General features: G+C 60.0%; 29 protein-coding genes. 21 read left to right on the top strand and 8 right to left on the bottom strand.

Annotation, left to right across the window (positions count from 1 at the left end; all coding sequences use genetic code 11):
- Nucleotides 1-10: 10 nt before the first annotated feature.
- Nucleotides 11-1,609, bottom strand: a complete 1,599-nt coding sequence (locus R6X40_RS16125; RefSeq protein WP_318414806.1) for a peptide ABC transporter substrate-binding protein — start codon at nucleotides 1,607-1,609, stop codon at nucleotides 11-13.
- A gap of 393 nt (nucleotides 1,610-2,002) precedes the next feature.
- Here R6X40_RS16125 and R6X40_RS16120 point away from each other — a divergent pair, with 393 nt between their 5' ends.
- The 6 genes from R6X40_RS16120 (at nucleotide 2,003) to R6X40_RS16095 (ending at nucleotide 5,779) form a co-directional block, all read left to right on the top strand.
- The gene (locus R6X40_RS16120; protein WP_318414805.1) at nucleotides 2,003-2,215 is read left to right on the top strand and encodes a hypothetical protein; all 213 of its coding nucleotides are present in this window, start codon (nucleotides 2,003-2,005) and stop codon (nucleotides 2,213-2,215) included.
- A gap of 39 nt (nucleotides 2,216-2,254) precedes the next feature.
- Nucleotides 2,255-3,301 carry a class II fructose-bisphosphate aldolase gene (gene fba, locus R6X40_RS16115; protein ID WP_318414804.1) on the top strand — a complete coding sequence of 349 codons (1,047 nt, stop codon included), beginning with the start codon at nucleotides 2,255-2,257 and terminating at the stop codon, nucleotides 3,299-3,301.
- Nucleotides 3,302-3,355: 54 nt separating this feature from the next.
- Complete coding sequence (locus R6X40_RS16110) at nucleotides 3,356-4,123, top strand: SDR family oxidoreductase (protein WP_318414803.1); 768 nt, start codon at nucleotides 3,356-3,358, stop codon at nucleotides 4,121-4,123.
- Nucleotides 4,092-4,643: a gluconokinase gene (locus tag R6X40_RS16105; protein ID WP_318414802.1), complete on the top strand. Its 552-nt coding sequence runs from the start codon at nucleotides 4,092-4,094 to the stop codon at nucleotides 4,641-4,643. The genes R6X40_RS16110 and R6X40_RS16105 overlap by 32 nt, the downstream gene beginning before the upstream one ends.
- Nucleotides 4,644-4,731: 88 nt before the next feature.
- Nucleotides 4,732-5,571: a fumarylacetoacetate hydrolase family protein gene (locus R6X40_RS16100; protein WP_318414801.1), complete on the top strand. Its 840-nt coding sequence runs from the start codon at nucleotides 4,732-4,734 to the stop codon at nucleotides 5,569-5,571.
- Between the two features lie 46 nt (nucleotides 5,572-5,617).
- On the top strand, nucleotides 5,618-5,779 hold the full coding sequence (locus R6X40_RS16095) for a hypothetical protein (protein WP_318414800.1): 162 nt from the start codon (nucleotides 5,618-5,620) through the stop codon (nucleotides 5,777-5,779).
- A 64-nt stretch (nucleotides 5,780-5,843) separates the two neighbouring features.
- Here the strand turns inward: R6X40_RS16095 and phnF are convergent, their stop codons facing one another.
- Entirely contained in the window at nucleotides 5,844-6,581 is a 738-nt protein-coding gene (gene phnF / locus R6X40_RS16090) for a phosphonate metabolism transcriptional regulator PhnF (RefSeq protein WP_318414799.1), read from the bottom strand.
- Between the two features lie 85 nt (nucleotides 6,582-6,666).
- Here phnF and phnG point away from each other — a divergent pair, with 85 nt between their 5' ends.
- From phnG to phnN, 15 genes are all read left to right on the top strand, one after another.
- Nucleotides 6,667-7,134 (top strand): phosphonate C-P lyase system protein PhnG, encoded by a 468-nt coding sequence (gene phnG / locus R6X40_RS16085; protein WP_318414798.1) that lies wholly within the window; start codon nucleotides 6,667-6,669, stop codon nucleotides 7,132-7,134.
- Nucleotides 7,134-7,754, top strand: coding sequence for a phosphonate C-P lyase system protein PhnH (gene phnH, locus R6X40_RS16080; RefSeq protein WP_318414797.1), 621 nt, complete (start codon nucleotides 7,134-7,136; stop codon nucleotides 7,752-7,754). Before phnG ends, phnH begins: the two co-directional genes overlap by 1 nt.
- A gap of 3 nt (nucleotides 7,755-7,757) precedes the next feature.
- Entirely contained in the window at nucleotides 7,758-8,870 is a 1,113-nt protein-coding gene (locus R6X40_RS16075; RefSeq protein ID WP_318414796.1) for a carbon-phosphorus lyase complex subunit PhnI, read from the top strand.
- Nucleotides 8,867-9,286, top strand: coding sequence for a FosX/FosE/FosI family fosfomycin resistance hydrolase (gene fosX / locus R6X40_RS16070; RefSeq protein WP_318414795.1), 420 nt, complete (start codon nucleotides 8,867-8,869; stop codon nucleotides 9,284-9,286). Before R6X40_RS16075 ends, fosX begins: the two co-directional genes overlap by 4 nt.
- Entirely contained in the window at nucleotides 9,283-10,161 is an 879-nt protein-coding gene (locus tag R6X40_RS16065) for an alpha-D-ribose 1-methylphosphonate 5-phosphate C-P-lyase PhnJ (RefSeq protein ID WP_318414794.1), read from the top strand. Before fosX ends, R6X40_RS16065 begins: the two co-directional genes overlap by 4 nt.
- Entirely contained in the window at nucleotides 10,158-10,934 is a 777-nt protein-coding gene (gene phnK, locus R6X40_RS16060) for a phosphonate C-P lyase system protein PhnK (protein WP_113247060.1), read from the top strand. Before R6X40_RS16065 ends, phnK begins: the two co-directional genes overlap by 4 nt.
- 64 nt (nucleotides 10,935-10,998) lie before the next feature.
- Complete coding sequence (gene phnL / locus R6X40_RS16055) at nucleotides 10,999-11,706, top strand: phosphonate C-P lyase system protein PhnL (protein WP_318414793.1); 708 nt, start codon at nucleotides 10,999-11,001, stop codon at nucleotides 11,704-11,706.
- Nucleotides 11,703-12,320: a DapH/DapD/GlmU-related protein gene (locus R6X40_RS16050; protein WP_318414792.1), complete on the top strand. Its 618-nt coding sequence runs from the start codon at nucleotides 11,703-11,705 to the stop codon at nucleotides 12,318-12,320. Before phnL ends, R6X40_RS16050 begins: the two co-directional genes overlap by 4 nt.
- A 142-nt stretch (nucleotides 12,321-12,462) precedes the next feature.
- Nucleotides 12,463-13,299 (top strand): phosphonate ABC transporter ATP-binding protein, encoded by an 837-nt coding sequence (gene phnC, locus R6X40_RS16045; RefSeq protein ID WP_318414791.1) that lies wholly within the window; start codon nucleotides 12,463-12,465, stop codon nucleotides 13,297-13,299.
- A gap of 92 nt (nucleotides 13,300-13,391) precedes the next feature.
- Entirely contained in the window at nucleotides 13,392-14,297 is a 906-nt protein-coding gene (gene phnD / locus R6X40_RS16040; RefSeq protein ID WP_318414790.1) for a phosphonate ABC transporter substrate-binding protein, read from the top strand.
- Nucleotides 14,298-14,403: 106 nt separating this feature from the next.
- Nucleotides 14,404-15,366 carry a phosphonate ABC transporter, permease protein PhnE gene (phnE, locus tag R6X40_RS16035; RefSeq protein ID WP_318414789.1) on the top strand — a complete coding sequence of 321 codons (963 nt, stop codon included), beginning with the start codon at nucleotides 14,404-14,406 and terminating at the stop codon, nucleotides 15,364-15,366.
- 9 nt (nucleotides 15,367-15,375) lie between these two features.
- Nucleotides 15,376-16,887, top strand: coding sequence for a phosphonate ABC transporter, permease protein PhnE (gene phnE, locus R6X40_RS16030; protein WP_318414788.1), 1,512 nt, complete (start codon nucleotides 15,376-15,378; stop codon nucleotides 16,885-16,887).
- Nucleotides 16,888-17,000: 113 nt separating this feature from the next.
- Nucleotides 17,001-17,708, top strand: coding sequence for a DUF1045 domain-containing protein (locus tag R6X40_RS16025; protein WP_318414787.1), 708 nt, complete (start codon nucleotides 17,001-17,003; stop codon nucleotides 17,706-17,708).
- Nucleotide 17,709: 1 nt separating this feature from the next.
- Complete coding sequence (locus tag R6X40_RS16020) at nucleotides 17,710-18,849, top strand: alpha-D-ribose 1-methylphosphonate 5-triphosphate diphosphatase (protein ID WP_318414786.1); 1,140 nt, start codon at nucleotides 17,710-17,712, stop codon at nucleotides 18,847-18,849.
- A complete protein-coding gene (gene phnN / locus R6X40_RS16015) occupies nucleotides 18,849-19,409 on the top strand; it encodes a phosphonate metabolism protein/1,5-bisphosphokinase (PRPP-forming) PhnN (protein WP_318414981.1) in 561 nt (186 codons plus the stop codon). Before R6X40_RS16020 ends, phnN begins: the two co-directional genes overlap by 1 nt.
- A 17-nt stretch (nucleotides 19,410-19,426) precedes the next feature.
- On the opposite strand, the gene R6X40_RS16010 is transcribed toward phnN, so the two are convergent.
- The 6 genes from R6X40_RS16010 to R6X40_RS15985 form a co-directional block, all read right to left on the bottom strand.
- Complete coding sequence (locus R6X40_RS16010; RefSeq protein ID WP_318414785.1) at nucleotides 19,427-20,416, bottom strand: lipid A biosynthesis lauroyl acyltransferase; 990 nt, start codon at nucleotides 20,414-20,416, stop codon at nucleotides 19,427-19,429.
- Nucleotides 20,417-20,421: 5 nt separating this feature from the next.
- Entirely contained in the window at nucleotides 20,422-21,840 is a 1,419-nt protein-coding gene (locus R6X40_RS16005; protein ID WP_318414784.1) for a cytochrome P450, read from the bottom strand.
- A 164-nt stretch (nucleotides 21,841-22,004) separates the two neighbouring features.
- Nucleotides 22,005-22,556: a fasciclin domain-containing protein gene (locus tag R6X40_RS16000; protein WP_318414783.1), complete on the bottom strand. Its 552-nt coding sequence runs from the start codon at nucleotides 22,554-22,556 to the stop codon at nucleotides 22,005-22,007.
- A gap of 147 nt (nucleotides 22,557-22,703) precedes the next feature.
- Nucleotides 22,704-23,936, bottom strand: coding sequence for a pyridoxal phosphate-dependent aminotransferase (locus tag R6X40_RS15995; protein ID WP_318414782.1), 1,233 nt, complete (start codon nucleotides 23,934-23,936; stop codon nucleotides 22,704-22,706).
- Between the two features lie 9 nt (nucleotides 23,937-23,945).
- Nucleotides 23,946-25,478, bottom strand: a complete 1,533-nt coding sequence (locus tag R6X40_RS15990; protein WP_318414781.1) for an aldehyde dehydrogenase family protein — start codon at nucleotides 25,476-25,478, stop codon at nucleotides 23,946-23,948.
- A gap of 33 nt (nucleotides 25,479-25,511) precedes the next feature.
- Entirely contained in the window at nucleotides 25,512-26,933 is a 1,422-nt protein-coding gene (locus R6X40_RS15985) for an FAD-binding oxidoreductase (RefSeq protein ID WP_318414780.1), read from the bottom strand.
- Nucleotides 26,934-26,939: the final 6 nt, after the last annotated feature.

Here is a 26,939-nt window from a genome sequence, read left to right as displayed (position 1 = left end):
TCAGAATCCGTTATTCGGAAACGCTCAGGAAGCGGCTCAGATGCTGGTTCGCAGCATTGTCCTGCCAGCCCTTCACCCGATCGGACACCAGCCAAAGGTCTGCCTGGGTCAGGAACGGTGCAATCGGCTGTTCTTTCATGAGCAGTGCTTCGGCTTCATGAAGGGTCTTGGAACGGGCCGTCGGATCGGTTTCTTCGTAGGACTTCTTCATCAGCGCATCGAACTCTGGGTTTTCGAAATGGCTGTAGTTGAAGGTCTTGTTGGAGGAGGCGCTCAGCGCCAGGAAGTTTTCAGCGTCGGCATAGTCGGCAACCCAACCGGCACGGGCGACGTTGAACTTGCCGCCTTCCTGCAGGTAGGCGTAGTGCGAGGAAACGTCGAGATTGACCAGCGACACCTTGGCGCCGAACGTGTTCTTCCACATGTCGGCAACGGCAGTTGCGACGCGTTCATGGTTCGGGTTGGTGTTGTAGCGGATCTCGATTTCAAGCGGCTTGCCGCCTTCACCGTAACCGGCTTCCTTCATCAGCTTGAGCGCTTCGTCTTCGCGGTCGAGCTGCGACTTGTCAGCGAAATCAGCCTTGGAAGGGTCGCCGTAGCTTGCCATGCCCGGAGGCACCATCGAGTAGGACGGCAGCTGCGAGCCCGAGTAGATTTCCTTGGCCAGGAAGTCGCGATCGACGGCCATGGAGAGCGCACGGCGAACGCGAACGTCGCTATAGGGCTCCTGGCGGGTGTCGAAGTTGTAGTAGTAGGTCGCCAGTGTCGGCGAAACGTGGACCTGATCGCCATGGGCGGTGCGCAGGCGCTCCAGCTGGTCGGCCGAGAAATTGTAGGCCAGATCCATTTCCTTGGCTTCGAAGCGGCGCACGGAGGCTGCCTGGTCGTCGATCGGGTAGAAGATGACCTTGTCGATCTTGACGTTGGCCGCATCCCAGTAGGATGGGTTCTTTTCAGTCGTCAGGCTGTCGTTTGGCGTATGGGCGACGAGCTTGTAGGCTCCGTTGGAGACCATGACGCCCGGCTTGACGAAATCGGCGCCGTTCTTTTCGACGCTGGCCTTGGAGACCGGCAGGGCGGTCTGGTGGGCGAGAAGCTCAAGGAAGAAGGGGGTCGGACGCTCAAGGGTGATTTCCAGCGTCTTGTCGTCGACGGCCTTCACACCGAGCTGATCGAGGGCCAATTCGCCTTTGTTGATCTTTTCAGCATTCTTGATCGGGAAGAGGATGTTGGCATAACCGGCCGCAGTCTTCGGGTCTTCGACGCGCTGCAGCGAGAACACGAAGTCGCCAGCCGTGACCGGAGAGCCATCCGACCAGTTGGCGTTGGCGCGAATCTTGAAGGTGTAAACGAGGCCGTCATCCGACAGATCCCAGCCTTCAGCGGCGCCGGGAACGATCTTGCCGGAGGCATCATAGATCGTCAGGCCTTCATAAAGATCCTTCAGGATGAATTCTTCGATATTGATCGACGTATGCGCCTGGTCGAGGGTCTGCGGTTCACCGGCATTGCCGCGGTGCAGGACGGTTTCAGCGAGCGCAGGGCTCGCGCCGATGAGTATAGATCCAAGCAGCATTGCCGTGCGGAAGTTGAATTTTGCCAGTGTCATTTTGTTTTCCATCCCCTTTTTTTAGGTTGTGAGGCGGCGATAGAATGCCAAATCTTTTCCAGTGGCAAGGCTCTTTATGTCGCCCCCGGCATCGCAATGTCGCTGCCGGACGGGTAACTATAGCGCCTCGGTTGCATTTCAATTACGCCGTTTTCGAATCAATTTAGGTCCTGCGCTGCGGTGTGCAGAGGGCGTCCGGTAGCCTCCGCGCAAACTTGTCCATTATTTCCGGCGGTTTACGTAATATGCGTGCGCGAGATGGCGATTTGCGAAAGTGATCGTGCGTAGCGCTATCCTGGAGGTTTCCATGGCCCGTCACGTTATGCGCGCGTATGAGCCGCGTGTGATATTGCAATTTCAATCAAGGGTTGCTTTCTCTGATTGAATAAAAAAATGCAGGATAATTTGCTTGCAACGCTCGACCTGCAACGTTTCCGTACGCGCGGCGAAAGTATTTCCGCTGCTGCGATGGTTGCCAAACCCGGTTCATCAATTATGGTGCCAGCAAATCCGCCCTACATTCGCCAGGAGGCCTGGTCGCGATACCAGTTGGCTTTTGTGGGGAGCACTTCTGCTCACGCGGAGAATAAGGTGTGCGCGTCATGATCAGGAATGATGCGCTGAGACAACGGGAGACTTCTGAATATGGCATTGATCACCTTGCGGCAGCTTTTGGACCACGCCGCTGAAAACAATTACGCGCTGCCCGCCTTCAATGTGAACAATCTGGAATACATCCAGGCTGTGATGCGCGCTGCCGATGCCACGGATTCTCCGGTCATCCTGCAGGCAAGCCGTGGCGCACGCTCCTATGCTGGCGACGCGTTCCTGCGTCATTTGATCCTCGGTGCCACGGAAGAATATCCCCACATTCCGGTCTGCCTGCATCTCGACCACGGCGACCAGCCATCGACCTGCATCTCGGCGATCACCAACGGCTTCACTTCGGTGATGATGGACGGATCGCTTCTGGCCGATGGCAAGTCGATCGCCAGCTATGAATACAATGTCGGCGTCACTGCCGAAGTGGTGAAAATTGCCCATGCGGCCGGCGTGTCGGTTGAAGGTGAACTTGGCTGTCTCGGCAACCTGGAAACCGGTGCCGGTGAAAAGGAAGACGGCCACGGCTTTGAAGGTAAGCTGTCGCGCGAAGAGCTGCTGACCGACCCGGAACAGGCTTTCGATTTCGTAGAAAAGACCGGTGTCGATGCGCTCGCGGTTGCCATCGGCACCAGCCACGGTGCCTACAAGTTCACCCGTGCGCCGGATGGCGAAATCCTGTCGATCGAGACCATCGCCAGGATTCACAAGCGCCTGCCAAACACGCATATGGTCATGCACGGTTCGTCCACAGTTCCACAGGACCTGCAGGATCTGTTCAACGAATTCGGCGGAAAGATGAAGCAGACCTGGGGTGTTCCGCTCGCCGAAATCCAGAAGGCCATTCCGCTCGGTGTCCGCAAGGTCAATATCGACACCGACCTGCGTCTCGCCTTTACCGGCGAAATCCGCAAGCATCACCTGCAGAACCCCGACAATTTTGACCCGCGCAATTACCTGAAGCCAGCGACGGCACGTATGGTCGAAGTCTGCAAGGAGCGCTTCATTGCGTTCAACACAGCAGGCCAGGCGTCGAAAATCCGCGTCAAGCGTCTGCCCGACATGGCAAAGGCCTATTCAAAGGTCGCCTGAGGACGCATTGTGGCGGGAGTTTCTTCCGCCACACCCCGCTTCGAGGGCAATCGCATGAGCTTTCCGCTATTTGATCTGGCCGGCCGGCGCGCACTGATCACCGGCTCCAGCCAGGGTATCGGTTTTGCCTTGGCTGAAGGCCTCGCAGCCCATGGCGCCGAGATCGTCGTCAATGGCCGCGACGTTGAAAAGGTCGAGGCAGCCGTCTCTGCTCTCCGGGACAGTGGCCATGTTGCCAACGCAGCCGCTTTCGATGTGACCAGCAGGGATGCTGCTGCTGAAGCCGTCGCCATCATTGAAAGCGAAATCGGCGCGATCGACATCCTGATCAACAATGCTGGAATGCAGTTCCGTTCGCCGCTGGAAGAGTTTCCAGCCGACAAATGGGAGCAATTGCTGGCCACCAACATTTCCAGCGTGTTTTATGTCAGTCAGGCCGTTGCCCGCTTCATGATCGGCCGCGGCCGAGGCAAGATCGTCAATATCGCCTCCGTCCAGAGCGAACTCGCCCGCCCGGGAATTGCGCCCTACACGGCGACCAAGGGCGCCGTGCGCAACCTGACGCGCGGCATGTGTGCCGACTGGGCTAAACATGGTTTGCAGATCAACGCGATCGCGCCCGGCTATTTCAGGACACCACTTAATCAGGCGCTGGTCGACAGTCCGGAGTTTTCAGACTGGCTGGAAAAGCGTACACCCGCGGCGCGCTGGGGCAATGTCGACGAGCTGGTCGGCTCGGCCGTGTTCCTGGCGAGCAATGCATCCTCATTCGTGAATGGACACACGCTCTATGTCGACGGCGGCATCACCACCTCTCTCTGAAAACGCCGTCTTGCCGGTGATCGTCATGGGCGTCAGCGGCTGCGGCAAGACCTCCGTTGGCGAGGGGCTGGCGGCAGCACTGAACTGCCGGTTCGTCGAAGGCGACAGCCTGCATCCGCCAGCCAATATCGAAAAGATGTCGGCCGGTATTCCCCTGACGGACGAAGATCGATGGCCCTGGCTGGATATCATCGGTCAGCTGATCGGTGAGAGCGTCGAGCGTAACGAGATGATCGTCGTTTCCTGTTCTGCGCTGAAGAAAGCCTACCGCGACCGGCTGCGGGCTGAGGCTGGCGGCCGGCTTGCCTTCGTCTTTCTCGACGGCTCGCGGGAAGTTCTGGAGGGGCGGATGAAAGCCCGGGCCGGGCATTTCATGCCGCCGTCCCTGCTCGACAGTCAGTTTGCAACACTGGAGCCGCCGATAGGCGAGCCGTGCGTTATCACCGTTGATGTCGATCAATCGCTGGCGGAGATCATTGATAAGGCTTTGGCCGGACTGCAAGATTTGCCGGTACGCTGAAGCGGCTATCCGGCCGAAAGCGCTTTACAAGCCCCGCTGCCTTTGGTTTGTCTCAGCAGGACAGTCTGAAATTCAGGGAAGAGAAAACATGAAACTTTTGCGCTATGGACCGGTCGGCTCTGAAAAGCCGGGTGTTCTCGATAGAGACGGCCAGATTCGTGACCTCAGCGGTATCATCGCCGACATCGGCGGCGAGGCGATCAGCGACATGAGCTGGGCAAAGGGCCTCGATATCGACAGCCTGCCGGTGGTCGGCGGTAGCCCGCGTCTGGGCGCCTGCGTTGCCGGGACCGGCAAGTTCATCTGCATCGGCCTGAACTATGCCGACCACGCGGCCGAAACCGGCGCTGCCGTGCCGCCGGAACCGGTCATCTTCATGAAGGCGACCTCGGCCATCGTCGGCCCGAACGATGACGTCCTCATTCCACGCGGTTCGGAGGCGACCGACTGGGAGGTTGAGCTCGGTGTGATCATCGGCAAAAAAGCCAAATATGTTTCAGAAGGGGATGCGCTCGCGCATGTCGCTGGCTATTGCGTCATCAACGATGTCTCGGAGCGCGATTTTCAGACCAAGCGTGCGGGACAGTGGACCAAGGGGAAATCCTGCGACACGTTTGGCCCGACAGGCCCGTGGCTGGTAACGAAGGACGAGGTTGCCGATCCGCAGAACCTCAAGATGTGGCTGACGGTCAATGGCGTCAGCAAGCAGGACGGCTCGTCGAAGACCATGGTTTATGGTGTCGCGCATGTGGTCAGCTATCTCAGCCAGTTCATGACGCTGCATCCTGGCGACATCATCTCGACCGGCACGCCGCCCGGCGTCGGCATGGGCTTCAAGCCGCCGCAATATTTGAAGGCCGGTGACATCGTCGAACTCGGCATAGAAGGCCTTGGCACGCAGAAGCAGACTTTCGTCGCCGACGTCTGATTGCTGCTGTAGAGAACACGGGTTCTTGTGGTCATGGGAAAATTATGTGACCGCCAAATCCTCCGTCATTCCTGTGCCTGTCACAGGAATCCAGCGAGCCCAAGTCCTTGGGCTGAAAGAGACCTTTGACCCGACAGACGTCGGGTCGCTGGATCCCCGCCACGAGGGCGAGGATGACGGGGAGTTTGGTACCGCTCTTGCCAGATGATCATTTTCACCGCTTGTCGGCGGTCTGAGGTGCGGGGCCTTACACCGCGCTCTTTTTCATGCGCTCAGGTTTCGATCTTCAGCTTGACGCGATCGGCGGCAAAGCGGGTTCGGGAAAACTGTACCGGCACTCCCTCCGGATCGGCATTGATGGCGGTTGCCTCGATGACGATGGCGCCGGGAGAAAGGCGAAGCAGCGCCAGCTCTGAGGCATCAGCATGCCGCGCGACGAGCTCCGTCGAGGCTCGCACGTAATCCGCCAGGCCCTGTGCGGCAAAAGCCTTGGTGATCGAGTGCAATTGTTCGAACTGTTCGGCCATGGCCGGGAAACGGCTTTCCGGGAAAAAGCTGGTTGAACAGGATACAGGCCGTCCATCGGCACTGCTCACCAGATCAAGCTGGATGCATGGCGCGCCCGGATCGATTTTCAATCCCTTTGCGACCTCGCCTGCGGCCGGCAATATCGCCTTGGCCAGCAGTTTCGCCTCGGTTTCGCGGGCTTGATCGCCAAGTCCTTGTGAAAAGCGGGTACGCCGTGAGATCGGGAAGCTCAGCCGTTCCTTGCGCTGAATCATTGTGCCCCGGCCCTGGATTGCCTGAACCAGGCCTTCGTCCGCCAGCGCCGCGAGTGCGCTGCGCACGGTGTGACGGTTGACGCCGAATTGTCCGGCCAGTACGGTTTCCGGCGGCACCATGCCCATTTGATCATAGTCGCCATTGCTGATCGAGAGCCGGATAAGATCGGCGATCTGACGCCAGAGTGCGACGCCGGTTTGGCGCTCAACCGCTTTTTTAGCATTCATGTCACAAGCCCGTCATGTGGAAGTTCTAAAAGCAAAACATCAGATGTATGGTTGTCTATATTAATAGACATTTCGGACGGAAGCAATGGATACGATCAAACAAAATACCGGCACGGCGGCGAGTGGGCGCAAGCGGGCAATGGGCCTGCTCGCACGCGCTTCGACGGCTGAGCTGCAAGCAGGTTGGCAGGCAATCGAGCCTAAGCCGGAGGTGCATCCTGTGCGCGGTCCGGAAACCGGCCTGGTGATGGTGCGCGGCCGCATTGGTGGCGGCGGCGATCCGTTCAATCTTGGAGAGGCGACGGTAAGCCGCGCAACAGTCCGCCTCGCCTCCGGCGAAATCGGCCATGGGCAGTTGCTCGGCAATGATCGGGAGAAGGCGCGCCTCGCTGCGATCTTCGACGCGCTGTATCAGCGGCCGGAGCATCGCCAGCTGGTCGATCAGCTGATCGACGCGGTCGAAAGCCGCATCCAGGCCGAAGACCGCAAACATGCCGAGCAGACAGCGGCGACGCGGGTCGACTTCTTCACCATGGTCCGGGGAGACAACTGATGGGCGCTCACACCGAAATCCACGCCAGTGCCTATGCCGGTGCCTTCACTGATCCAGTCTTCCAGTCGCAGTCCGTCTTCCGGGCGCTGATGGATGCCATGGCCCGGCCCAGCACCATCATGCCGCTCGGCGCTACCGCGACGCCGCCTGCACCGCTTGGTGCTGGGGCCGGGGCGATTGCGCTGACGCTGTGCGATGATGGCACGCCGGTCTGGCTGACGAATGCCCTCGTTCAGTCTTCCGTTCCTGCCTGGCTGTCCTTCCACACCAGTGCACCGGTCACGAACGTCAAGCCGGAGGCCCGTTTTGTTTTCATCGAGGTCGGCGGCATCGTTCCGGGGTTCGATCAGTTCGCACTCGGTACTCAGGAATACCCTGACCGTTCGTCCACATTGGTTATCGAGATCGCCTCGCTGACCGGCGGACCCGAATTTGTTGCCGCGGGGCCGGGCATCAAGGGTGAAGCCATCATCGCGCCGAAAGGCCTGCCGGAGATCTTTCTGACGCTCTGGAGCGAAAACCGGGGGCTGTTTCCGCGTGGCGTCGACCTGATCCTCGTAGCCGGCACGGATGTCCTGTGCCTGCCGCGCACCACCAAGCTTCGCCGCCGGGAGATCTGATCCATGTATGTTGCTGTCAAAGGTGGCGAAGCCGCTATCGCCAATGCACACCAGCTTCTCGCCGACCGCCGCCGTGGTGACCGGGCGTTGCCGGCCATCTCGATCGACCAGATCGTTGCCCAGCTCGGTCTCGCGGTCGATCGTGTGATGGCGGAAGCCTCGCTCTACGACCGGGAACTCGCAGCCCTTGCCGTGCGTCAGGCGCGTGGCGACATGATCGAGGCGATCTTCATCCTGCGTGCCTACCGCACCACCCTGCCGCGTTTCGGCATGTCGGTTCCGGTCGATACCGTGAAGATGAAGATCGAGCGCCGCATCTCGGCGACCTATAAGGATCTGCCGGGCGGCCAGCTGCTCGGCCCGACATTCGACTATACCCACCGCCTGCTTGACCCGTCGCTGCTGACCGATCAACCGGTTGCCGAGCCTCTGCGCCGGACGGCGGATGAAAGCTCGATGATGCGGGTTTCGGACATCCTTGCAGGCGAAGGCCTGATCGAGGGTGACGGCCAGATGCCCGAAGATCATGTGCCGGGCGACCTGACCCGCGAGCCGCTGGAGTTTCCGCTGAACCGCGACCTGCGCCTGCAGGCATTGGCGCGCGGCGACGAAGGCTTCTTGCTGGCGCTCGCCTATTCCACCCAGCGCGGCTACGCTCGAACCCATCCTTTCGTCGGCGAGGTTCGCATCGGCGAAGTCGAGGTTGAACTCGATATTCCCGAGCTTGGTTTTGCCGTGTCGCTCGGCCCGGTCCAGGTGACCGAATGCCAGATGGTCAATCAGTTCCAGGGATCGGCCAAGAACCCACCGCAGTTCACACGCGGCTACGGTCTTGTGTTCGGCCAGAGCGAGCGCAAGGCGATGGCGATGTCGCTGGTCGACCGGGCGCTTCGTGCCGAGGAGTTCGGCGAAGATATCGTTGCCCCGGCGCAGGACGAGGAGTTCGTCATCTCGCATTCCGACAACGTCCAGGCGACTGGCTTCGTCGAACACCTGAAGTTGCCGCATTATGTCGACTTCCAGGCTGAGCTTGATCTCGTCCGCCGGATGCGCGCCGAATACGACGCACGCAACGGGGTGGAGAAAAACGACCCCATTCGGGACGCGGCCGAATGATCGAGGACATCTCCCACATCACCTTCACCGTCAGTGATCTCGACCGGATGACGGACATCTTGGAAACGGTCTTCGATGCCAAGGAAGTCTATGCCAGCGGCGAAAAGCCGTTCTCCCATTCGCCGGAAAAGTTCTTCACGATCGGCGATCTCTGGATCGCGATCATGCAGGGCAAGAGCCTGAGTGAACGCACTTACAATCACGTCGCCTTCAAGATCCGCGATGAGGATGTCGATCTTTACCTTGAACGCATTCGCTCGCTCGGTCTTGATCTTATGCCGCCGCGTCCGCGCGTCGAAGGCGAGGGGCGGTCGATCTATTTCCACGATGCCGACAACCACCTGTTCGAGCTTCACGCCGGCACACTGGCCGAGCGGCTGGACACCTATTCCCGTTTGAAGGAGGCAGCCGAATGACTGACCTTGCCACATACAACTTCGCTTATCTCGACGAGCAGACCAAGCGGATGATCCGCCGCGCGATCCTCAAGGCGATTTCGATACCCGGCTATCAGGTTCCGTTCGCATCGCGCGAAATGCCGATGCCGTATGGCTGGGGCACCGGCGGCGTTCAGGTGACGGCGGCCATTCTCGGACCCAAGGATGTGCTGAAGGTCATCGACCAGGGCGCCGATGATACGACCAATGCGGTTTCCATCCGCGCCTTCTTCCAGAAGGTCGCCAATGTCGCGGTAACGACGAAAACCCGCGATGCGACGATCATCCAGACGCGCCACCGCATTCCGGAGGAAGCGCTGACGGCCGGGCAGACGCTGGTCTATCAGGTGCCGATTCCCGAGCCTCTGCGCTTCCTCGAGCCGCGCGAGACCGAGACCCGCAAGATGCATGCGCTGGAAGAATACGGCCTGATGCATGTGAAGCTCTACGAGGATATCGCCCGCAATGGCCATATTGCCACGACCTATGCCTACCCGGTCAAGGTCGAAGGCCGCTACGTCATGGACCCGTCGCCGACGCCGAAGTTCGACAATCCAAAAATGCACATGTCGGAAGCTTTGCAACTGTTCGGTGCTGGCCGCGAAAAGCGCATCTACGCCGTTCCGCCCCATACCGATGTCGTCAGCCTCGATTTCGAGGATCATCCGTTCGAGATCCAGCATTTCGACAAGCCCTGCGCGCTGTGCGGAGCCGAGAATGTCTATCTCGATGAAGTCGTTCTCGACGACAAGGGTGGGCGGATGTTCGTCTGCTCGGATACCGACCATTGCGAGGATCGCCGCGAGCATGGTCATGCCGGCCATCTTCTCGCCCAACAGGAGGCCGCAGAATGAGCGCCGTCCCGCTTCTCAAAGTCAACGACGTGTCGAAATTCTACGGCAGCCGCATCGGGTGCCGCAACGTTTCCTTCGAGCTATGGCCTGGCGAAGTGCTTGCCATCGTTGGTGAATCCGGTTCCGGCAAGACCACGTTGTTGTCCTGTCTTTCCACGCGGCTGATGCCGAGCTCCGGCATTGTCGAGTACCATATGCGTGACGGTCAGTACCGCGATCTTGCCCGGATGGGCGAGGCGGAGCGCCGCTTCCTGATGCGCACCGATTGGGGCTTCGTGCACCAGAATCCGGCCGATGGCCTGCGCATGACGGTATCGGCCGGTGCCAATGTCGGCGAGCGTCTGATGGCGGTTGGCGACCGGCACTATGGCAATATCCGTGCGACAGCGGCCGACTGGCTGCGCCGCGTTGAGATCGAGGAAGACCGCATTGACGACCAGCCACGCGCCTTTTCCGGCGGCATGCGCCAGCGCCTGCAGATCGCCCGAAATCTGGTGACCTCCCCACGTCTTGTTTTCATGGACGAACCGACCGGTGGTCTCGATGTTTCGGTTCAGGCGCGTCTGCTCGATCTGGTGCGTGGCCTTGTCCATGACCTTGGCCTCTCGGCCATCATCGTCACCCACGATCTCGCCGTCGCCCGGCTTCTCTCGCACCGGATGATGGTGATGAAGGACGGTCTGGTGATCGAGCAGGGGCTGACCGATCGGGTGCTCGACGATCCGCGCGAGCCCTACACCCAGCTTCTCGTTTCCTCCATCCTGCAGGTCTGAGCATGGTTCCGAAAAGTGGGAACCGGTTTTCGGACAAAACCATGATCCAAAAGGACAAATAGTCATGGCCACTCCCCTTGTTGTTTCCGAAGTCGCCAAAAGCTTCACTATGCATCTGCGTGACGGTATCCGGTTGCCAGTCGTCAACGGCGTGTCTTTTTCCGTCAAGAAGGGTGAATGCGTCGTGCTTGGCGGCCCGTCCGGTGTCGGCAAAAGCTCAATCCTGAAGATGCTCTACGGAAATTATGCCGTCGATGCCGGCCAGATCCTGATCGAACATCAGGGCCATATGGTCGATCTCGCACAGGCGGCACCCCGCGCGGTGCTAGAAGTCCGGCGCGATACGCTGGGTTATGTCAGCCAGTTCCTGCGTGTTGTTCCACGCGTGTCGGCACTCGATGTCGTTGCCGAGCCGCTACTCGCTCGTGGAGCCGATCAGGCCGCCGCGCGTGAAAGAGCATCCGAGCTGCTGGCAAAGCTCAACCTGCCCCGCGAACTCTGGCAATTGCCGCCCGCGACTTTTTCCGGTGGCGAGCAGCAGCGCGTCAACATCGCCCGCGGCTTCATCACCGATCACACGATCCTTCTGCTCGACGAGCCGACGGCTTCGCTGGACGCTACCAACCGCCGCGTGGTGGTCGAGATGATTGCAGCGAAGAAGGCTGAAGGCGTGGCTTTGCTCGGTATTTTCCACGACGAGGAAGTCCGCGATGCCGTCGCGGACCGCATCCTCGACGTGTCTTCATTTTCGCCGCGAAAGGCCGCCGCATGAGCCAGAAATTGAGCGAAGAGCCGACAATTCATCCAAGCGCAACTGTCAATCAATCCACCCTTGGGCGGTACACGGAAGTGGGCGATCGGTGCCGCCTCGACGAGGTGGAATTCGGGGACTACTCCTATATCGAACGCGACGGAATGATCTGGTGCGCGACAATCGGAAAATTCGCCAATCTGGCGGCATCCGTTCGCATCAACGCCACCAACCATCCGACCTGGCGGGCAACCCTGCATCATTTCACGTACCGCGCCTCGAATTACTGGCCGGATGCTGACATGGAACAGGACTTCTTTGCCTGGCGGCGTGAAAACCGCGTCGTCATCGGTCACGATGTCTGGATCGGCCACGGGGCGACCGTGCTTCCCGGCGTCACGATCGGAAACGGCGCAGTCGTCGGTTCGGGCGCGGTCGTCTCAAAGGATGTTGCTCCTTACACGATTGTTGGTGGCGTTCCGGCCAAGCTGATCCGTGAGCGTTTCGGCAAGGAGATTGCCGCCCGCTTCGAAAAACTGGCCTGGTGGGATTGGGATCATGGCAAGCTGCGCGATGCCCTGAACGACTTCAGAATGCTCGATGCCGACGCATTCCTTGCCCGTCACAATGTGTGACTTTTTGCACTTCAATCCCTGCCTTTGACGGGATTGGCGGTTGTAACAAAAACAACATCAAACTGACATTGCCCCTTCATCAAGCGCCGTTATGGCAAGGGGCGTACCAATGACCGGTGCCGCCCAAAAAGGACGAATGCCTATGTTTCAGCTGAAGAATGTAACACGTCAATTTGGCAAAAAGATTGCCGTTGATTCGGTTACCTTCGACATCCCGCAGGGCCAGATGGTCGGCATTATCGGCCGGTCAGGCGCGGGAAAGTCGACCCTTCTGCGGATGATCAACCGCCTGAATGACGTGTCGTCCGGCTCCATCCATTTCGGCGATCTCGAAGTATCGTCGCTGCGCGGTGCTGCCTTGCGCAACTGGCAGCGCGATTGCGCGATGATCTTCCAGCAGTTCAATCTGGTGCCGCGTCTCGACGTGCTTACCAATGTTCTGCTCGGTCGCCTCAATCACCGCTCCACGGTTCTGAGCATCCTCAATATGTTCACCCGCGAAGAGCGCATCATGGCGATCGGCGCGCTGGAACGGCTGGGCATCGAGCAGACGGCGCTGCAGCCGGCAGGTACACTCTCGGGCGGCCAGCAGCAGCGTGTCGCCATTGCCCGCGCGCTGATGCAGCAGCCGAAAATGCTGCTTGCCGACGAGCCGATCGCGTCGCTTGATCCGTTGAACGCGAAAATCGTCATGGACGCACTACGCGATATCAACGAGCGCGACGGCATCACGGTCGTCACCAATCTGCACACGCTGGATACGGCGCGCAATTACTGCGAGCGGATCATCGGCATGGCACATGGACGGGTCGTCTTCGATGGTCAGCCACAGGACCTGACCGCCGCAGCCGTCGCTGAGATCTACGGTTCTGGCGCCGAACTCGACGAATCGATGACGTCCACAAGCATCAATATTCCTGCCGCGCAGGACAATACGAAATCCGCCGGCGTCAAGCCGCTGGCACTGGCCGGGCTTTAAACCGGCCTTCGGGATCGACGGCCCGCGTCAAGGGCAGAAGCTTTGCAACCGAATGTGAACCGGCGCCGCCGGGATAACAGGAGAAGACCCTTATGTTGAAGAATGCACTTCTGAGCGCCGTTGCGCTCTTTGCTCTCGTCGGCCACGTTCAGGCTGAAGAGCTCAAGGAATTCCGCGTCGGCATCATCGGCGGCGAAAACGAAGCCGACCGTCTGCGCAACTACCAGTGCCTCGGCGATCATCTGAAGACGGCGCTGAATGTCGAGAAGGTTTCCTTCTTCCCGGCTGCCGACTATGACGGCGTTATCCAGGGCCTGCTTGGCGGCACGCTCGATTACGCCGAGCTTGGCGCGTCCGGTTATGCCAAGATCTTTCTCGCCAAGGCTGATGCTGTCGAGCCGATCCTGACGACCGAGCAGTCTGACGGTTCGACCGGCTACTATTCGATCATGGTTGCCCGCAAGGACAAGGGCTACACCAGCGTTGCCGACCTCAAGGGCAAGAAGCTCGGCTTTGCCGATCCGGACTCGACATCGGGCTACCTGATCCCGAGCGTTACCCTGCCGGAAACGATTGGCATGCCGGTCAAGGAATTCTTCGCTGAAACCGGTTTCGGCGGCGGCCATGAAAACCTCGTTCTCGAAGTGCTCAAGGGCACCTTCGATGCCGGCACGACCTTCGGTTCCGGTATCGGCGAGTTCAAGGACGGCTACACGTCCGGCAACCTGCACAAGATGGTCGAAAAGGGCGTTCTGGATATGAACGACCTGGTCGAACTGTGGCGCTCGCCGCTGATCCCGAACGGCCCGATCGTCGTTCGCACCTCGATGAACGATGACATGAAGGCGAAATTCAAGCAGTTCATGCTCGATCTGCCGAAGACCGATGCAGCCTGCTTTGCCGGCGTCATGGGCGGCGACTTCAAGGGCTTCGTCGAAGTCAATTCCGATTTCTACAAGCCGATCATCGACGCTCGCAAATCGACCATCGGCGGCTGATATCGTCCACATTCAAAGCGCTGGCCGGCCATCCGGCCAGCGTTTCCTTGTTTAAGCAGTCTCGGGGCATGATGCCTGTCGAGGCCTCGTGTTTGCCGGAGACTTCATGGCCACGTCAGCGCTTCCCACGACCCTGAGCGACAATGGCGCCGTGGTCGAACGCCACTGGCAGGAGCTTAATCTCCGCCGCCGCACCTACACCTTCCTTGGTCTCGCGCTGCTGGCCGTGGCTTTGTCCGGATCGCTCTGGTTTGCCAATGCCACCAATGCCGGCAAGTTCTTCGACCGGCTGCCCTATTTCTTCGATTTCGTCGGCGATCTCGTGCCGCGCGACGGCGCCGAAATCGGCCGCGCGCTGTTCGATCTGCCCTCGCCCTATGACGATGGCAGCCTGAAATACAATTATCCCGAAGGCCGGATGTATCTGACCGACAGCATCTATGTGCCCGAATATTTCTACAAGATGCTGGAAACGCTGAATATCGCCATTTTCTCCACCATCTTCGGCATGTTCTTCGGCTTCATTCTCTGCTTCTTCGCCGCCCGCAACCTGATGCCGAACCCCTGGGTGCGTGGATTGGCGCGGCGCGTCATGGAAATCCTCAGGGCCTTTCCGGAAGTGGTGATCGCCGGCTTTTTCCTCGCGATCCTGTCCCTAGGCCCGATCCCGGCGATGATCGCCGTTTCGATCCATACGGTCGGCGCCCTTGGCAAGCTGTTCTTCGAGGTGGTCGAAAATGCCGACATGAAGCCGGATGAAGGCCTGCGGGCTGCCGGTGGCAACTGGTTCGAGCGGGTCTGGTTCGGCATCGTGCCGCAGGTCCTGCCGAACTTCATGAGCTATTTCCTGCTGCGCCTCGAAATCAATGTGCGCGCCTCGACCATCATCGGCGCAGTCGGTGGCGGTGGTATCGGCGAGCCGTTGCGGCTTTCGATCAGCCAGGGCCATGAGGCCAAGACTTTGGCGATCATCCTCCTGTTGTTCTCGACGATCATTGCTGTCGATCAGTTTTCCGCATGGCTGCGCCGCCGTCTTGTCGGCGACCAGGCCTTCCAGCTGGCACAATAGGAGCGGATCATGACCGTCAACACGATGATGAATACGGCCCAGATGGACGCGATTGCCGCCCGGTATCCGCACCTGGTCCAAGGCTCCTCGCGCAAGCGTATCCGCTCTGCCCTGATCTTTGCCGGCATTGCGCTCTACATGATCTATAGCTGGTGGTTCTTCTCGATCGGCCAAGTTCTGGTCAACGCCAATTGGGGCATTGCCGGCACCTATCTGGCCGACTGGGTTTCCTATGAAGTGCGCCCCGATATCAAGATCGCCAACGACGGCACGATGCAGGTCGTCTATCCGCGTTACTCGCCGCTCGGCCCCGATGCAAAGCCGGAATGGGTCACGATCGAGACCAAGATGGTTGACCGCACCATTGAGGTTCCGGCCGTGACGCAGCAGGCCGCCCCGAAAAAGAGCTCGAGCTTCAGCTTCATGGCGCCCAATTCAGCCGTTGGTGACAGCGGTGCGGAAGCGGGCGCCCGCACGGAAATCCGGAGCGAAGAAGTCGTCAGTCGCGCCACGGTCAATTTCAACAGCACGACCAGCATCGACGTGGCGGACGGCAAGGTCACAGCCACCCATGCCGGCGAAACCCTGCTGATCGATCTTGAGAATTCCGACGGCGTTATGCCGGAAGGCACCTTGCCGGAATGGGCAACGCAGAAGCGCCCGGGCGAAAAGATCACGCTTGCCTTCGGCATGACCGGCTGGGCCGATGTCGACAAGGAAAAGATCAGCATCCACAATCGCTTTCCCGGCTGGGCCAATTTCATCTTCGATACCAACTCGCCGTTCTTCAACAAGTCGTTCGGGGAGGTCACGAACCTGATCGTCAGCGGTGACCGGCTCGATCCGAGCCGCTCCAACCTGTCGCTCGCCTGGAACAACATCCTCTACAATTCCGAATGGCAGCATCTCGATGTCTGGACCAAGCTGTTGCAGACCATTGTCATGGCTTTCGTCGGTACGCTGTTTGCTTCGATCATTGCTTTCCCGCTGTGCTTCCTTGCCGCGCGCAACATCACCCGCAACGGTGTGCTCAATCAGGTGACCAAGCGGTTCTTCGATTTCCTGCGATCCGTCGATATGTTGATCTGGGCACTGTTCTTCACGCGCGCCTTTGGCCCCGGACCGCTTGCCGGCATGTCGGCGATCTTCTTCACCGATACCGGCACGCTCGGAAAGCTCTATGCCGAAGCTCTGGAAAACATCGACGACAAGCAGCGCGAAGGCGTCAAATCGGTCGGCGCCCCTCCGCTTGCCGTGAAACGTTTTGGCGTGTTGCCGCAGGTTCTGCCGGTGTTTGCCAGCCAGGCGCTGTATTTCTGGGAATCCAACACGCGTTCGGCCACCATCATCGGCGCTGTTGGCGCTGGCGGTATCGGTCTGAAACTCTGGGAAGCAATGCGGACGAATTCCGATTGGGAAAACGTCTGCTATATGGTTATCCTGATCCTCATCGTCGTTTTCATTTTCGACAGCGTCTCCAACTTTCTGCGCTCGCGTCTGATGGGCCAGAAAACACACTGAACTATGCTGACGGATCACCGTCGCGATCACGATAATGTCACGAAGAGCGCGTAGCGACAGCGGCAGTTCGGCTGTCCCAACCGCTCCTGTGACATCTCTGCAGGGAATGACCAGTGCGCTACGCATTTTATATATCGCCCGATGAAAACGATCCGCTGACGGCGGCTGCGGAACGGTGGCTCGGAGCGAACCCGTTCACCGGTGAAACCCGCGATCTTCAGCCCACGGGTGATTTCAGCGTCGGGGAATTAACCGCCCTGACGGCGGACCCGCGCCGCTACGGCTTTCACGGAACGCTGAAGGCACCGTTCGCGCTTGCCCCCGGGGTGGGCGAACAGCAGCTTCTCGATGCGTTCGATGACTTTGCCGATACGCGCAGTTGCTTCGATATTCCGAAGATGACCCTTGGGCAGCTGGGGCCGTTCTTCGCACTGGTGCCGGCAGCCGATTGTCCCGAATTGCAGGACTTGGCCGATGAAACGGTGCGGCGCTTCTCGCCATTCCGTGCGCCATTATCCGACGCAGATATTGCCCGCCGCAAACCCGAAACGCTTGGCTCCGTGATGCGAAGCAATCTTCTGGAATGGGGATATCCCTACGTCTTCGAGAGCTTCCGATTTCACATGACGCTGACGGGTGCCGTGCCGGTGGAGAGGCAGGCCGCGATGCGGGCCGTGCTCGAGCAGGCCTTCGCATCCTTTATCGGCAAGCCGCTTCCGGTGACATCGCTTGCATTGTTCACCGAGCCTGAACGCGGCGCGCCTTTTACCGTTCACTCGCTTTTGCCGCTCGGCGGCACGTCCAAACGAAAGATGGCATGATATGACCGTTGAAACCGTTCTCTCCAACGCCCGCATTGTCCTTGAGGACCAGATTCTCAACGGTTCGGTCCTGATCCGTGACGGCAAGATCGCCGATATTTCGGAAGGCGCCAGCCGCACCGGCGAGGATTTCGAAGGTGACTACCTGATCCCCGGTCTGGTCGAGTTGCACACCGACCATCTGGAAGCCCACTATTCACCACGTCCCGGCGTTCGCTGGCTGAAGATGGCAGCGATCCAGGCGCATGATGCGCAAATCGTCACATCCGGCATCACCACCGTCTTCGACTGCCTGCGCATGGGCTCGGACGAGGATGGCGGCTTCGAGCAAGGCGAGATGCGCGACATGGCAAACGCCCTGGCGCAGGCCGCAAAGGAAAATCGTCTGCGCGCCGACCACCGCATCCACCTGCGCTGCGAGGTCTCAACGGACAACGTGCTCGCCCATTTCGTGGAATTCGAAAACGATCCGCAGGTTGGCCTTGTTTCGCTGATGGACCATGCCCCTGGGCAGCGCCAGTTCCAGACGATGGAGCAGTACACGCTGTACTACAAGAACAAGCGTGGCCTTTCCGACGAGGCTTTTGCGGCATTCTGTGCCCGCCAACAGGCGTTGTCGGCAAAGTATGCCGGGCCACATCGCACCGAGATCGCCAAGGCATGTGCCGAGCGCGGCATCGCCATTGCCAGCCATGACGACGCCACCTTGGCCCATGTCGAGGAATCAGTTGGCTTCGGTATTCGCCTTGCGGAATTCCCGACCAGCTTCGAGGCGGCCGAAGCCTCGCATGCCGCTGGCCTCAGCGTTCTGATGGGCGCGCCGAACATCGTTCGTGGAAAGTCGCATTCCGGCAATATCGCCGCCAAGGACCTTGCCGAGCGTGGCGTCCTCGACGTGTTGTCGTCGGACTATGTTCCGTTCAGCCTGATTCATGCGCCATTCGTTCTGGCGGATGAGCTGGACAGTATCAGCCTGCCGCAGGCGCTCGCCATGGTCACCGCGACGCCCGCCAGGACCGTCGGTCTTGACGATCGAGGCCGGATCGCCACCGGTCTGCGCGCCGATATTGTCCGTGTCCAGCGCAACGACGGTATCCCGGTCGTGCGCTCGGTCTGGCGCGAAGGCCGGCGGGTCGCGTGATGCGCGGACAGGGCCAAACGGGCGCGATCGTCGTCGTGGTCGGCCCCAGCGGTGCCGGCAAGGACAGCGTCATCGGCTTCGTGGCGCAGCACTTTGCCGATCGCGCGGATATCGACTTTGTCCGCCGGGTCATCACCCGGCCGTCCGACGCTGGCGGCGAGGATCACGAGAGCATCTCCGGTGAGGTCTTCGATAGTCGCATGTCGGCTGGCGATTTCGCCGTTGCCTGGCAGGCGCATGGGTTGAAATACGGAATTCCCAAGGATGCGCTCGAGAAGGTGCAGGCCGGCAGGATCCTGATCGCCAATGGCAGCCGGGCGGTGCTCGGTCAGTTCCGGCAGACCTTTCCAAGGGTCGCGATCGTCAATATCACCGCCTCGCCGCAGGTGCTGGCAAGCCGTCTCGTGGCACGCGGCCGAGAAAGCGAGCAGGATATCCTCAACCGGCTCAAGCGTCAGGTGCCGGATATTTTCGACGAGCCCGATGTGACGACGATAGACAATAGCGGGCCGCTCGAGATCGCGGGCTCGCGATTTGCGGCGCTTGTTGCGAATTTGTAGAGAACAACGAGCTGACCTCAGAGCGCGTTGTCGAGAAAATACCATTGATCGAGATGGGCATGGATGATCGGCTCGATGACCGAGTTGAGCAACAGAACGTCATCGATCAGGCGCTCGCCGGGTTTGCGTTCAGGTGGCAGGATGATTGGCTCAAGCGCAAAACCTTCAAATGACGTGCCAGCGCGCCGCACTGCATAACATGGGCAGATGGTCGCCCCGGTCAAACGGGCGAGCCGGGCGACGACTGCCAGATTGCCTTCCAGATGCGGTGGGCGGCCGAAGAAGGGGCCGCGAATTTTCCCGGCAAAGCCCTCGTCGCAAAAAACCGAGATCGCGCCTCCTTGTTTCAGGATGTTCAGCGCGGGGCGTATGCCGTCCTTGCCGGGTGGCAGTAATCCGTATCCGATCTTCATCCGCACGCGTCTGGCGATCCATGCGCGTGCCCGGCCGGCGGGTGGCGTGTAGTTCGCGGACGGGGACAGCCCCAGTTCTACCAGCTTGGGGGCAAAGATCTCCCAGTTTCCGAGATGCATGCAGACGACGATCACCGGGCCTTTCGCGTAGGCGTCTGTAAAATGATGCAAATCGTGCCAGACCGCGCGGCGCATAAGGCGCCCGATGATCGAAAACTCGGTCATGATGCGGCCCTGGTTTTGCCAACTCCGCTTGAGAACCTGATCGCGCTCTTCCTCGGTCGCGCCCGGGAGAAGGCGCTTCAGGTTGTTCTGCGTTTTCCTGACGGATGATGTGTGCCAGCGCGGGACGACAAACGTTCCAAGCCTGGCGCCTGCCGCCGAGCAGATGCTGGCGGGGACTGCTTTCAATCCGAAGTGGACGGCAAGGTCGAGCAGGTTCTTGAGATTGCCGGTCACGTGGTAGCGAAAGGCTGCCTTGCGCCGGTCGCTATCCTTTAACAGGTCCGCCAGCGGTGGTGCCGCTGGAGCGCGGTAGACCCAGGCGGCTCTTTTCGTAGGACCGCTTTTTACATCATTTGTCGGTTTCGCCATCGAGGCTAACCCCTTTCACGCCGATGCAGCGTCACCGGCAGGCCGCCGCGCGGCCGCAATGTCAGGCGGCATTGTGGCTCGACTTTCGCGTTTTCCGCCACACGCACATGAAAGCGCTGGGCTAGGATTGCCAGGCACAGGATCGATTCCTGCAGGCCGAACTGCAGGCCGGGGCAAACCCGCGGGCCGCTGGCGAATGGGATGTAGCTGTAGGGTATGGCCTTGCCGCCGTTCATGAAGCGCTCGGGCTTGAAGAGGTGGGCGTCTTTAAAGAATGCTTCCGTCCGGTGCAGCAGCCAGGGCACGATCAAGATCAGTGAGGCCGGCTTGACGTCGATATCGCCGATCCGGTCGGCCTCTTTCGCCTGACGGGCAAGGATCGGCACCGGCGGATAGAGACGCAGCGTCTCCTCGATTATGGCGCGGCACCAGTCCAGTTGCGGAATGTCGTCAAGCGTCGGGACGCGGTTGCCGCAGACGCGGGCGATTTCCTCATGCAGCGATTTTTCGACCCATTGCGCCCGCGACAGCAGGTACCATGCCCAGGTCAGCGTCGCTGCCGTGGTTTCGTGGCCGGCCATGAAGATGGTGGCTGCCTCGTTGCGGAGCGCCACCACGTCGAGCTTCAACTCCGGATTGCGCTTCTGCCGCCGCACCAGAAGCTCGACCATCGAATTGTCGTCGCCGCGCCCGGCCAGATGATCCTCGACCACCTTGTCGATGATCTGATGAATGCGAGACACGGACCGGCGCAGTTTTGGCGTCCGCAGCACCGGCAGACCTTCGTCGAAACCGAGGAAGTAGCCGATATTCACGGAATCGATCAACGACTGGTAGCTCTCGAAACCTTCGCTGACGGCTTTGGCGCCGTCTTCGCCGAGGTCATTGCCGAACACGGCCCGGGAAATGATTTCCGCCGTCAGACCAGCCATTTCGAACAGCGCGTTGACCGGCGCGCCATCGGGAAGGGATTCCCAACGATGCACCAGTTCGCTTGTGGTGTTTTCCATGATCTTGCCGAAAGCCGGCACACGGTTCTTATGGACGATATCGTTGACCAGCGGCCGGCGCTGCTTCCAGGTTTCGCCGTCGGAAATGAACAGCCCGTCGCCCAGTAGAAATTCCAGGGCGCGCCGCATCTGTGGCGTTTTGCGCTCGAAATTCTCGTGACGCTTGGCGACGACATAGCGGATCGCGTCCGGCGAATTGACGACGACGATCTGACGGCCGAAGATTTTGGTTACGGCGACACGGTCGGTATAATCGCCTTGGCGCCAGACCGAAAGAAAGTCTTGGCGAGCCTTGAGAATGAGATTGAGCGGGCGGCCGGGCTTGCCCTTGTAATAGTCGGCATGGGCGGGCTCGAACGAATTGTTCCGGAGGTTTTCAATGATATCCGTCGATTGCCGTAAACTGGAGAACATGCTCCGGCTGCCCCTGTCTGTGTCCGGTGACGGCACTGTGAATTCTGATGGTTGCAGTTACCGGATAGCAGCAATTTCGGGCGCTGCAAAACTCTTTCGACGTGCAAAACCCTGCCGTCTGGAAACGGCAGGGTTGATGTTTCTCCCGCAATGGCGGCTGGTGATTACTTCGGCAGCATCACCCTGTTGACGACCTGGATCACACCATTCGACTGGTTGACGTCGGCAACCGTGATCTTCGAGGCGCCGCCCTTTTCGTCCAGGATATAGATGCTCTTGCCGCGCATGACAGCGGTGAGCGCGTCACCGCTGACGGCAACCATGTTGTACTTGCCGCCGTTGGCCTTGATGCGCTTCATCAGCGTGGCAGTAGAGAGCTTTCCGGCGACCACGTGTTCTGTCAGAATCTTGGTTAGCATCGCCTTGTTTTCAGGCTTCAGCAATGTATCGACCGTGCCGGCAGGCAGCTTGTCGAAGGCGGCATTGACGGGTGCGAAAACGGTAAAGGGGCCTTTGCCCTGAAGCGTATCGACAAGACCAGCTGCCTTGACCGCGGCCACCAGAGTGGTGTGGTCTTTGGAATTGACGGCATTCTCGACGATGTTCTTGTTTTCATACATCGGAGCGCCACCAACCATGGGGTTGGCGAAAACGCTACCGGCAATGCCGGCGGCAAGCAGTGTCAGCGATGCTGTCCTGGCGAATGAAGACCACATGAAATTCTCTCCCGGTTCTGGTTCATCTGTCTTTGCAGATATTCAAGCAACGGGGCCGTTTCCGGATAAGTTTCGCGGCGTTCATTTTATTTCAGAAGGCTCGAATGGAGCCCGCCGATGCTGTATGCACCGGCAGGCTCAAGGGTTTTAACGCAAGGCTGCACAGGCGTTTGCAATCTGCGCCAGTGCTTCACGCAGTTCTGCTTCCGAGGTCGCATAGGAGATGCGGAAGAACGGCGACAGGCCAAAGGCCGAACCTGGCACAACGGCGACGTGGGCGTCGTCGAGCAGGTAGGCGCAGAAATCCGCGTCCGTCTCGATCAGCTTGCCGCCGGGCGTCGTCTTGCCGAGCATGCCGGCGCATCCGGAGAAGGTGTAAAACGCGCCTTCGGTTGTTCGGCAGTCGAGACCGTCGATAGCATTGAGCGCTGCGACGACCAGATCGCGGCGGTGCTGGAAGCTCGCCGTGCGGTCCTTGAGGAAGTCCTGTGGGCCGTTCAGCGCGGCGACTGAGGCAGCCTGGCTGACCGAGGAGGGGCAGGACGTTGCCTGGCTCTGGACCACGGCCATCGCCTTGATCAGCTCGCGTGGACCACCGGCATAGCCAATGCGCCAACCGGTCATGGCATAGGCCTTGGAGACGCCATTGACGGTCAGCGTCCGGTTCTTCAGTGCCGGTTCAAGGGCTGCCGGGGTGACGAACTTGAAGCCGTCATAGACGATGTGCTCGTACATGTCGTCGACCAGCAGCCAGACATGCGGGTGCTTCAAGAGGACGTCGAGCAGCGGGCGGTAGTCTTCGGCGCTATAGGCTGCGCCCGATGGGTTGGATGGCGAGTTCAGCATCACCCAGCGCGTCTTCGGCGTGATCGCCGCTTCGAGCTGGTGGGCTTTCAGCCGGAAACCGGCCTCTGCGTCGCAGGCGATCAGCACAGGTCTGCCCTCGGCGATCTCGACGATATCCGAATAGGAGGTCCAGTATGGCGTCGGGATGATCACTTCGTCGCCGGGGTTCAGCGTCGCCATCATGGCGTTGAAGAGGATTTGCTTGGCGCCGGTTGCCACGGTGATTTCGTCAAGCGCGTAGGAAACGCCATTTTCGCGGGAAAACTTGTCCCGGATCGCCTGCTTCAGCTCCGGCGTACCGTCGAGTGCGGTGTATTTTGTCTTGCCACTCTGGATCGCATCGCAGGCTGCCTGCTTGATGTGATCGGGTGTATCGAAATCCGGTTCGCCGGCGCCGAGAATGATTACCGGCTTGCCGTCGCGCTTCATCGCCTGTGCCCGGGCGCCGATCTTGAGGATCTGCGAAACGCCGATGGTGGAAATCCGCGAGGCGGGCGCAAAGCCCGCCTCCTCAACCTTGGTGTTGATGGTCATGACCTATCCTTATTCGATGTCAAAGGAGACGCCCTGTGCCAATGGCAGGGCCTTCGAATAGTTGATCGTGTTGGTGGCGCGGCGCATGTAAGCGCGCCAAGCATCGGAGCCTGATTCACGGCCGCCGCCGGTTTCCTTTTCGCCGCCGAATGCGCCGCCGATTTCAGCGCCGGAGGTGCCGATGTTGACATTGGCGATGCCGCAGTCGGAACCGTCAGGCGACAGGAAGCGTTCGGCTTCCTGAAGGTCGAGCGTGAAGATCGACGAGGAGAGGCCGGCGCCCACAGCATTGTGATCGGCAACGGCAGCGTCGAAGTCGCTGTACTTCATGACGTAGAGGATCGGTGCGAAGGTTTCTTCGGTCACCGGACCATCCTGCTTCGGCATTTCGACCAGAGCCGGCTTGACGTAATAGCTGTTGGCGTGGCCGAGATCGACGCGTTCGCCACCGGTGATCGAGCCGCCATGGGCTTTCGCCTCGGACAGTGCCTTCTGCATATTGTCGAAGGCCGGCTTATCGACCAGCGGGCCGACGAGCGCGGCGGATTCCAGCGGGTTGCCGACGGAAACGCTCGTATAGGCCTTCTTCAGACGCGGAACGAGCTGATCGTAAACGCTTTCATGAACGAACAGGCGGCGCAGCGTCGTGCAGCGCTGGCCAGCGGTGCCCATCGCTCCAAAAGCAATCGCGCGCAGAGCCATGTCGAGATCGGCCGACGGGCAGACGATGCCGCCATTGTTGCCGCCGAGTTCGAGGATGGCGCGGGCAAAACGCTTGGCAAGGCGCGGACCGACATCGCGGCCCATGCGGGTGGAACCGGTGGCCGAAACCAGCGGCACCTTCGGATGATCGACCATCACTTCGCCGATGGTGCGGTCGCCGATCAGAACCTGCGTCAGGCCTTCCGGTGCATCGCCGAAGCGGGCGATGGCGCGATCAAGGATAGCCTGCGATGCAAGTGCCGTGAGCGGTGTCTTTTCCGACGGCTTCCAGACAACGGCGTTGCCGCAGACCAGTGCAAGCGCCGAGTTCCAGGCCCAGACGGCGACCGGGAAGTTGAAGGCGGAGATGACGCCGATGACGCCGAGCGGATGCCAGGTTTCCATCATGCGGTGGCCGGGACGCTCGGTAGCGATCGTCAGACCGTAGAGCTGGCGGGAGAGACCGACTGCGAAATCGCAGATGTCGATCATTTCCTGGACTTCGCCGAGACCTTCCGAAGTGATCTTGCCGGCTTCGATCGAGACCAGACGGCCGAGATCGGCCTTGCTGGCACGCAGTTCTTCGCCGAGCAGGCGGATCAGTTCGCCACGCTTCGGTGCCGGGACCAGACGCCAGGCGCGGAATGCCGCGTCGGCCTTTTCGATCTTGGCGGCAGCTTCAGCAGCGGTTACCGTCTTCAGGCTGGCGATCTGTTCGCCGGTGACCGGCGAGAAGGAGGCCATGTCGCCACCGGTGTAGAGGTCCTTGGAGACGCCTAGCTTCTCCAGCAGGGCGGCCGTTTCCTGAACGACATTCACCGACTTTGTTGCAATGTTCATGATGAGCAAACTCCCGTTTTCTTGGTAGAAGGACTATCCGAAGCGCACCGCACCGAGATTTCCCGGCGAGGTGATGGCTTTGAGGCCCTGGGCCATGTCCTTGATTTTCTGTTGCGTATAAAGGTCGTAATAGGCCTGGTTTTTGCGGCCAATGGCATGTTCGGCACTGAAGCTGCCGTTGAAATCCCGGACGGCCATGGCAAACACCCAGTCGCGCAGCCGCTGCTCGAAATCCGTGTCCGATGCCGAATTGCTGTCCTTCGGCACCACGAGATTGAAATGCACGCCGCCATCGCCGATATGGCCGAAATCGCAGATCGTCACCTCCGGAAAGGCTTGCGGCATATCGGCCTTCATGCGGTCGCAGAAGGACATGATATCACCTCTGCGGAAGGAAAGATCGAAGGCGATCAACTTTCCGGAGTGCTTGACGCCTTCCGATAGGGCATGGCGTAAGGCCCACATTTCATGGGCCGGACCAACGAAAGCATCGGCCAGCGGCGCTTCTTCCGTCTCCCAGATTTCTGCCAGCACTGCTTCCAGCACTGCGTCGAGCGACTGCTCGCCCTCGCGCGGTTCCCAGGTGCGGGAAATTTCGGCGAGGATGACGTAGTCGGGCACGTTTCCGCCCTGAAAGGGATTTTTCAGCGATGGCACGTGATCGAGCGCTGCCGTGACCGAATTCTTCGAGATGCCCTCGAAGGCCGAGAGGTACGCGCCGAGCCTGTCTTCCATGGCGCGCAGCAGCGGCATGACATGGGCGCCGCTGGCTGGAACCAGATAGGCTGTCGCAACTTGCTTCGGCAGCGGCTCAAGGTTGACGACACATTCGGTGATGATGCCGAAAGCACCGGATGTGCCGATGAAAACGTGCTTCCAGTCGATGCCGGTATTGTTCTTGCGCAGCTCCGAGGTCAGGTCGAGGATCGTACCTTCCTCGTCGGCGAGAACGACTTTGATGCCAAGCGTGTTGCGGCGCACGTCGCCATATTTCAGGAAACGCGATCCGCCGGTATTGGTGGCCAGCATGCCGCCAAGGCGTGGATCGGCGCCGAGGTCGATGGGGAAGAACAGCCCATGTTTTTCGAGTTTCTGGTTGACATCCGACAGCCGGAAACCGGCGTCGACACTGAGCGAGCGGTTGTCGAGATCGAGATCGAAGCGCCGGGTCATCCGGTCGAGGCTGAGAACCGCCTGCGTGCCGGTGGCATCCGGTGTCGAGCCGGAAACGAGCCCGGTATTGCCTGACTGCGGAACGAGAACGATACCGTTCCTCACACAATAGGAAACCGTTTCCGACACCTCTTCGGTGGTCTGCGGGCGCAGGACGATTGCGGCGCGGCCTTTATCGTAGCGCGCGCCGGTCTGATAAGACGCCACATCACTGCCTTCGGCGACAATACCCTTGTCCCCGAGAAGTGTGCTCAGTGCTGCGACGTGGTTCTGGTCGATCATTGCTTC

Origin of the sequence: Rhizobium sp. PL01 (assembly GCF_033447125.1) — a bacterium.
GTDB lineage: Bacteria > Pseudomonadota > Alphaproteobacteria > Rhizobiales > Rhizobiaceae > Pararhizobium.
Note: the sequence above shows the minus strand (reverse complement) of the source record. Positions and strands in the feature narration are given on the sequence as shown.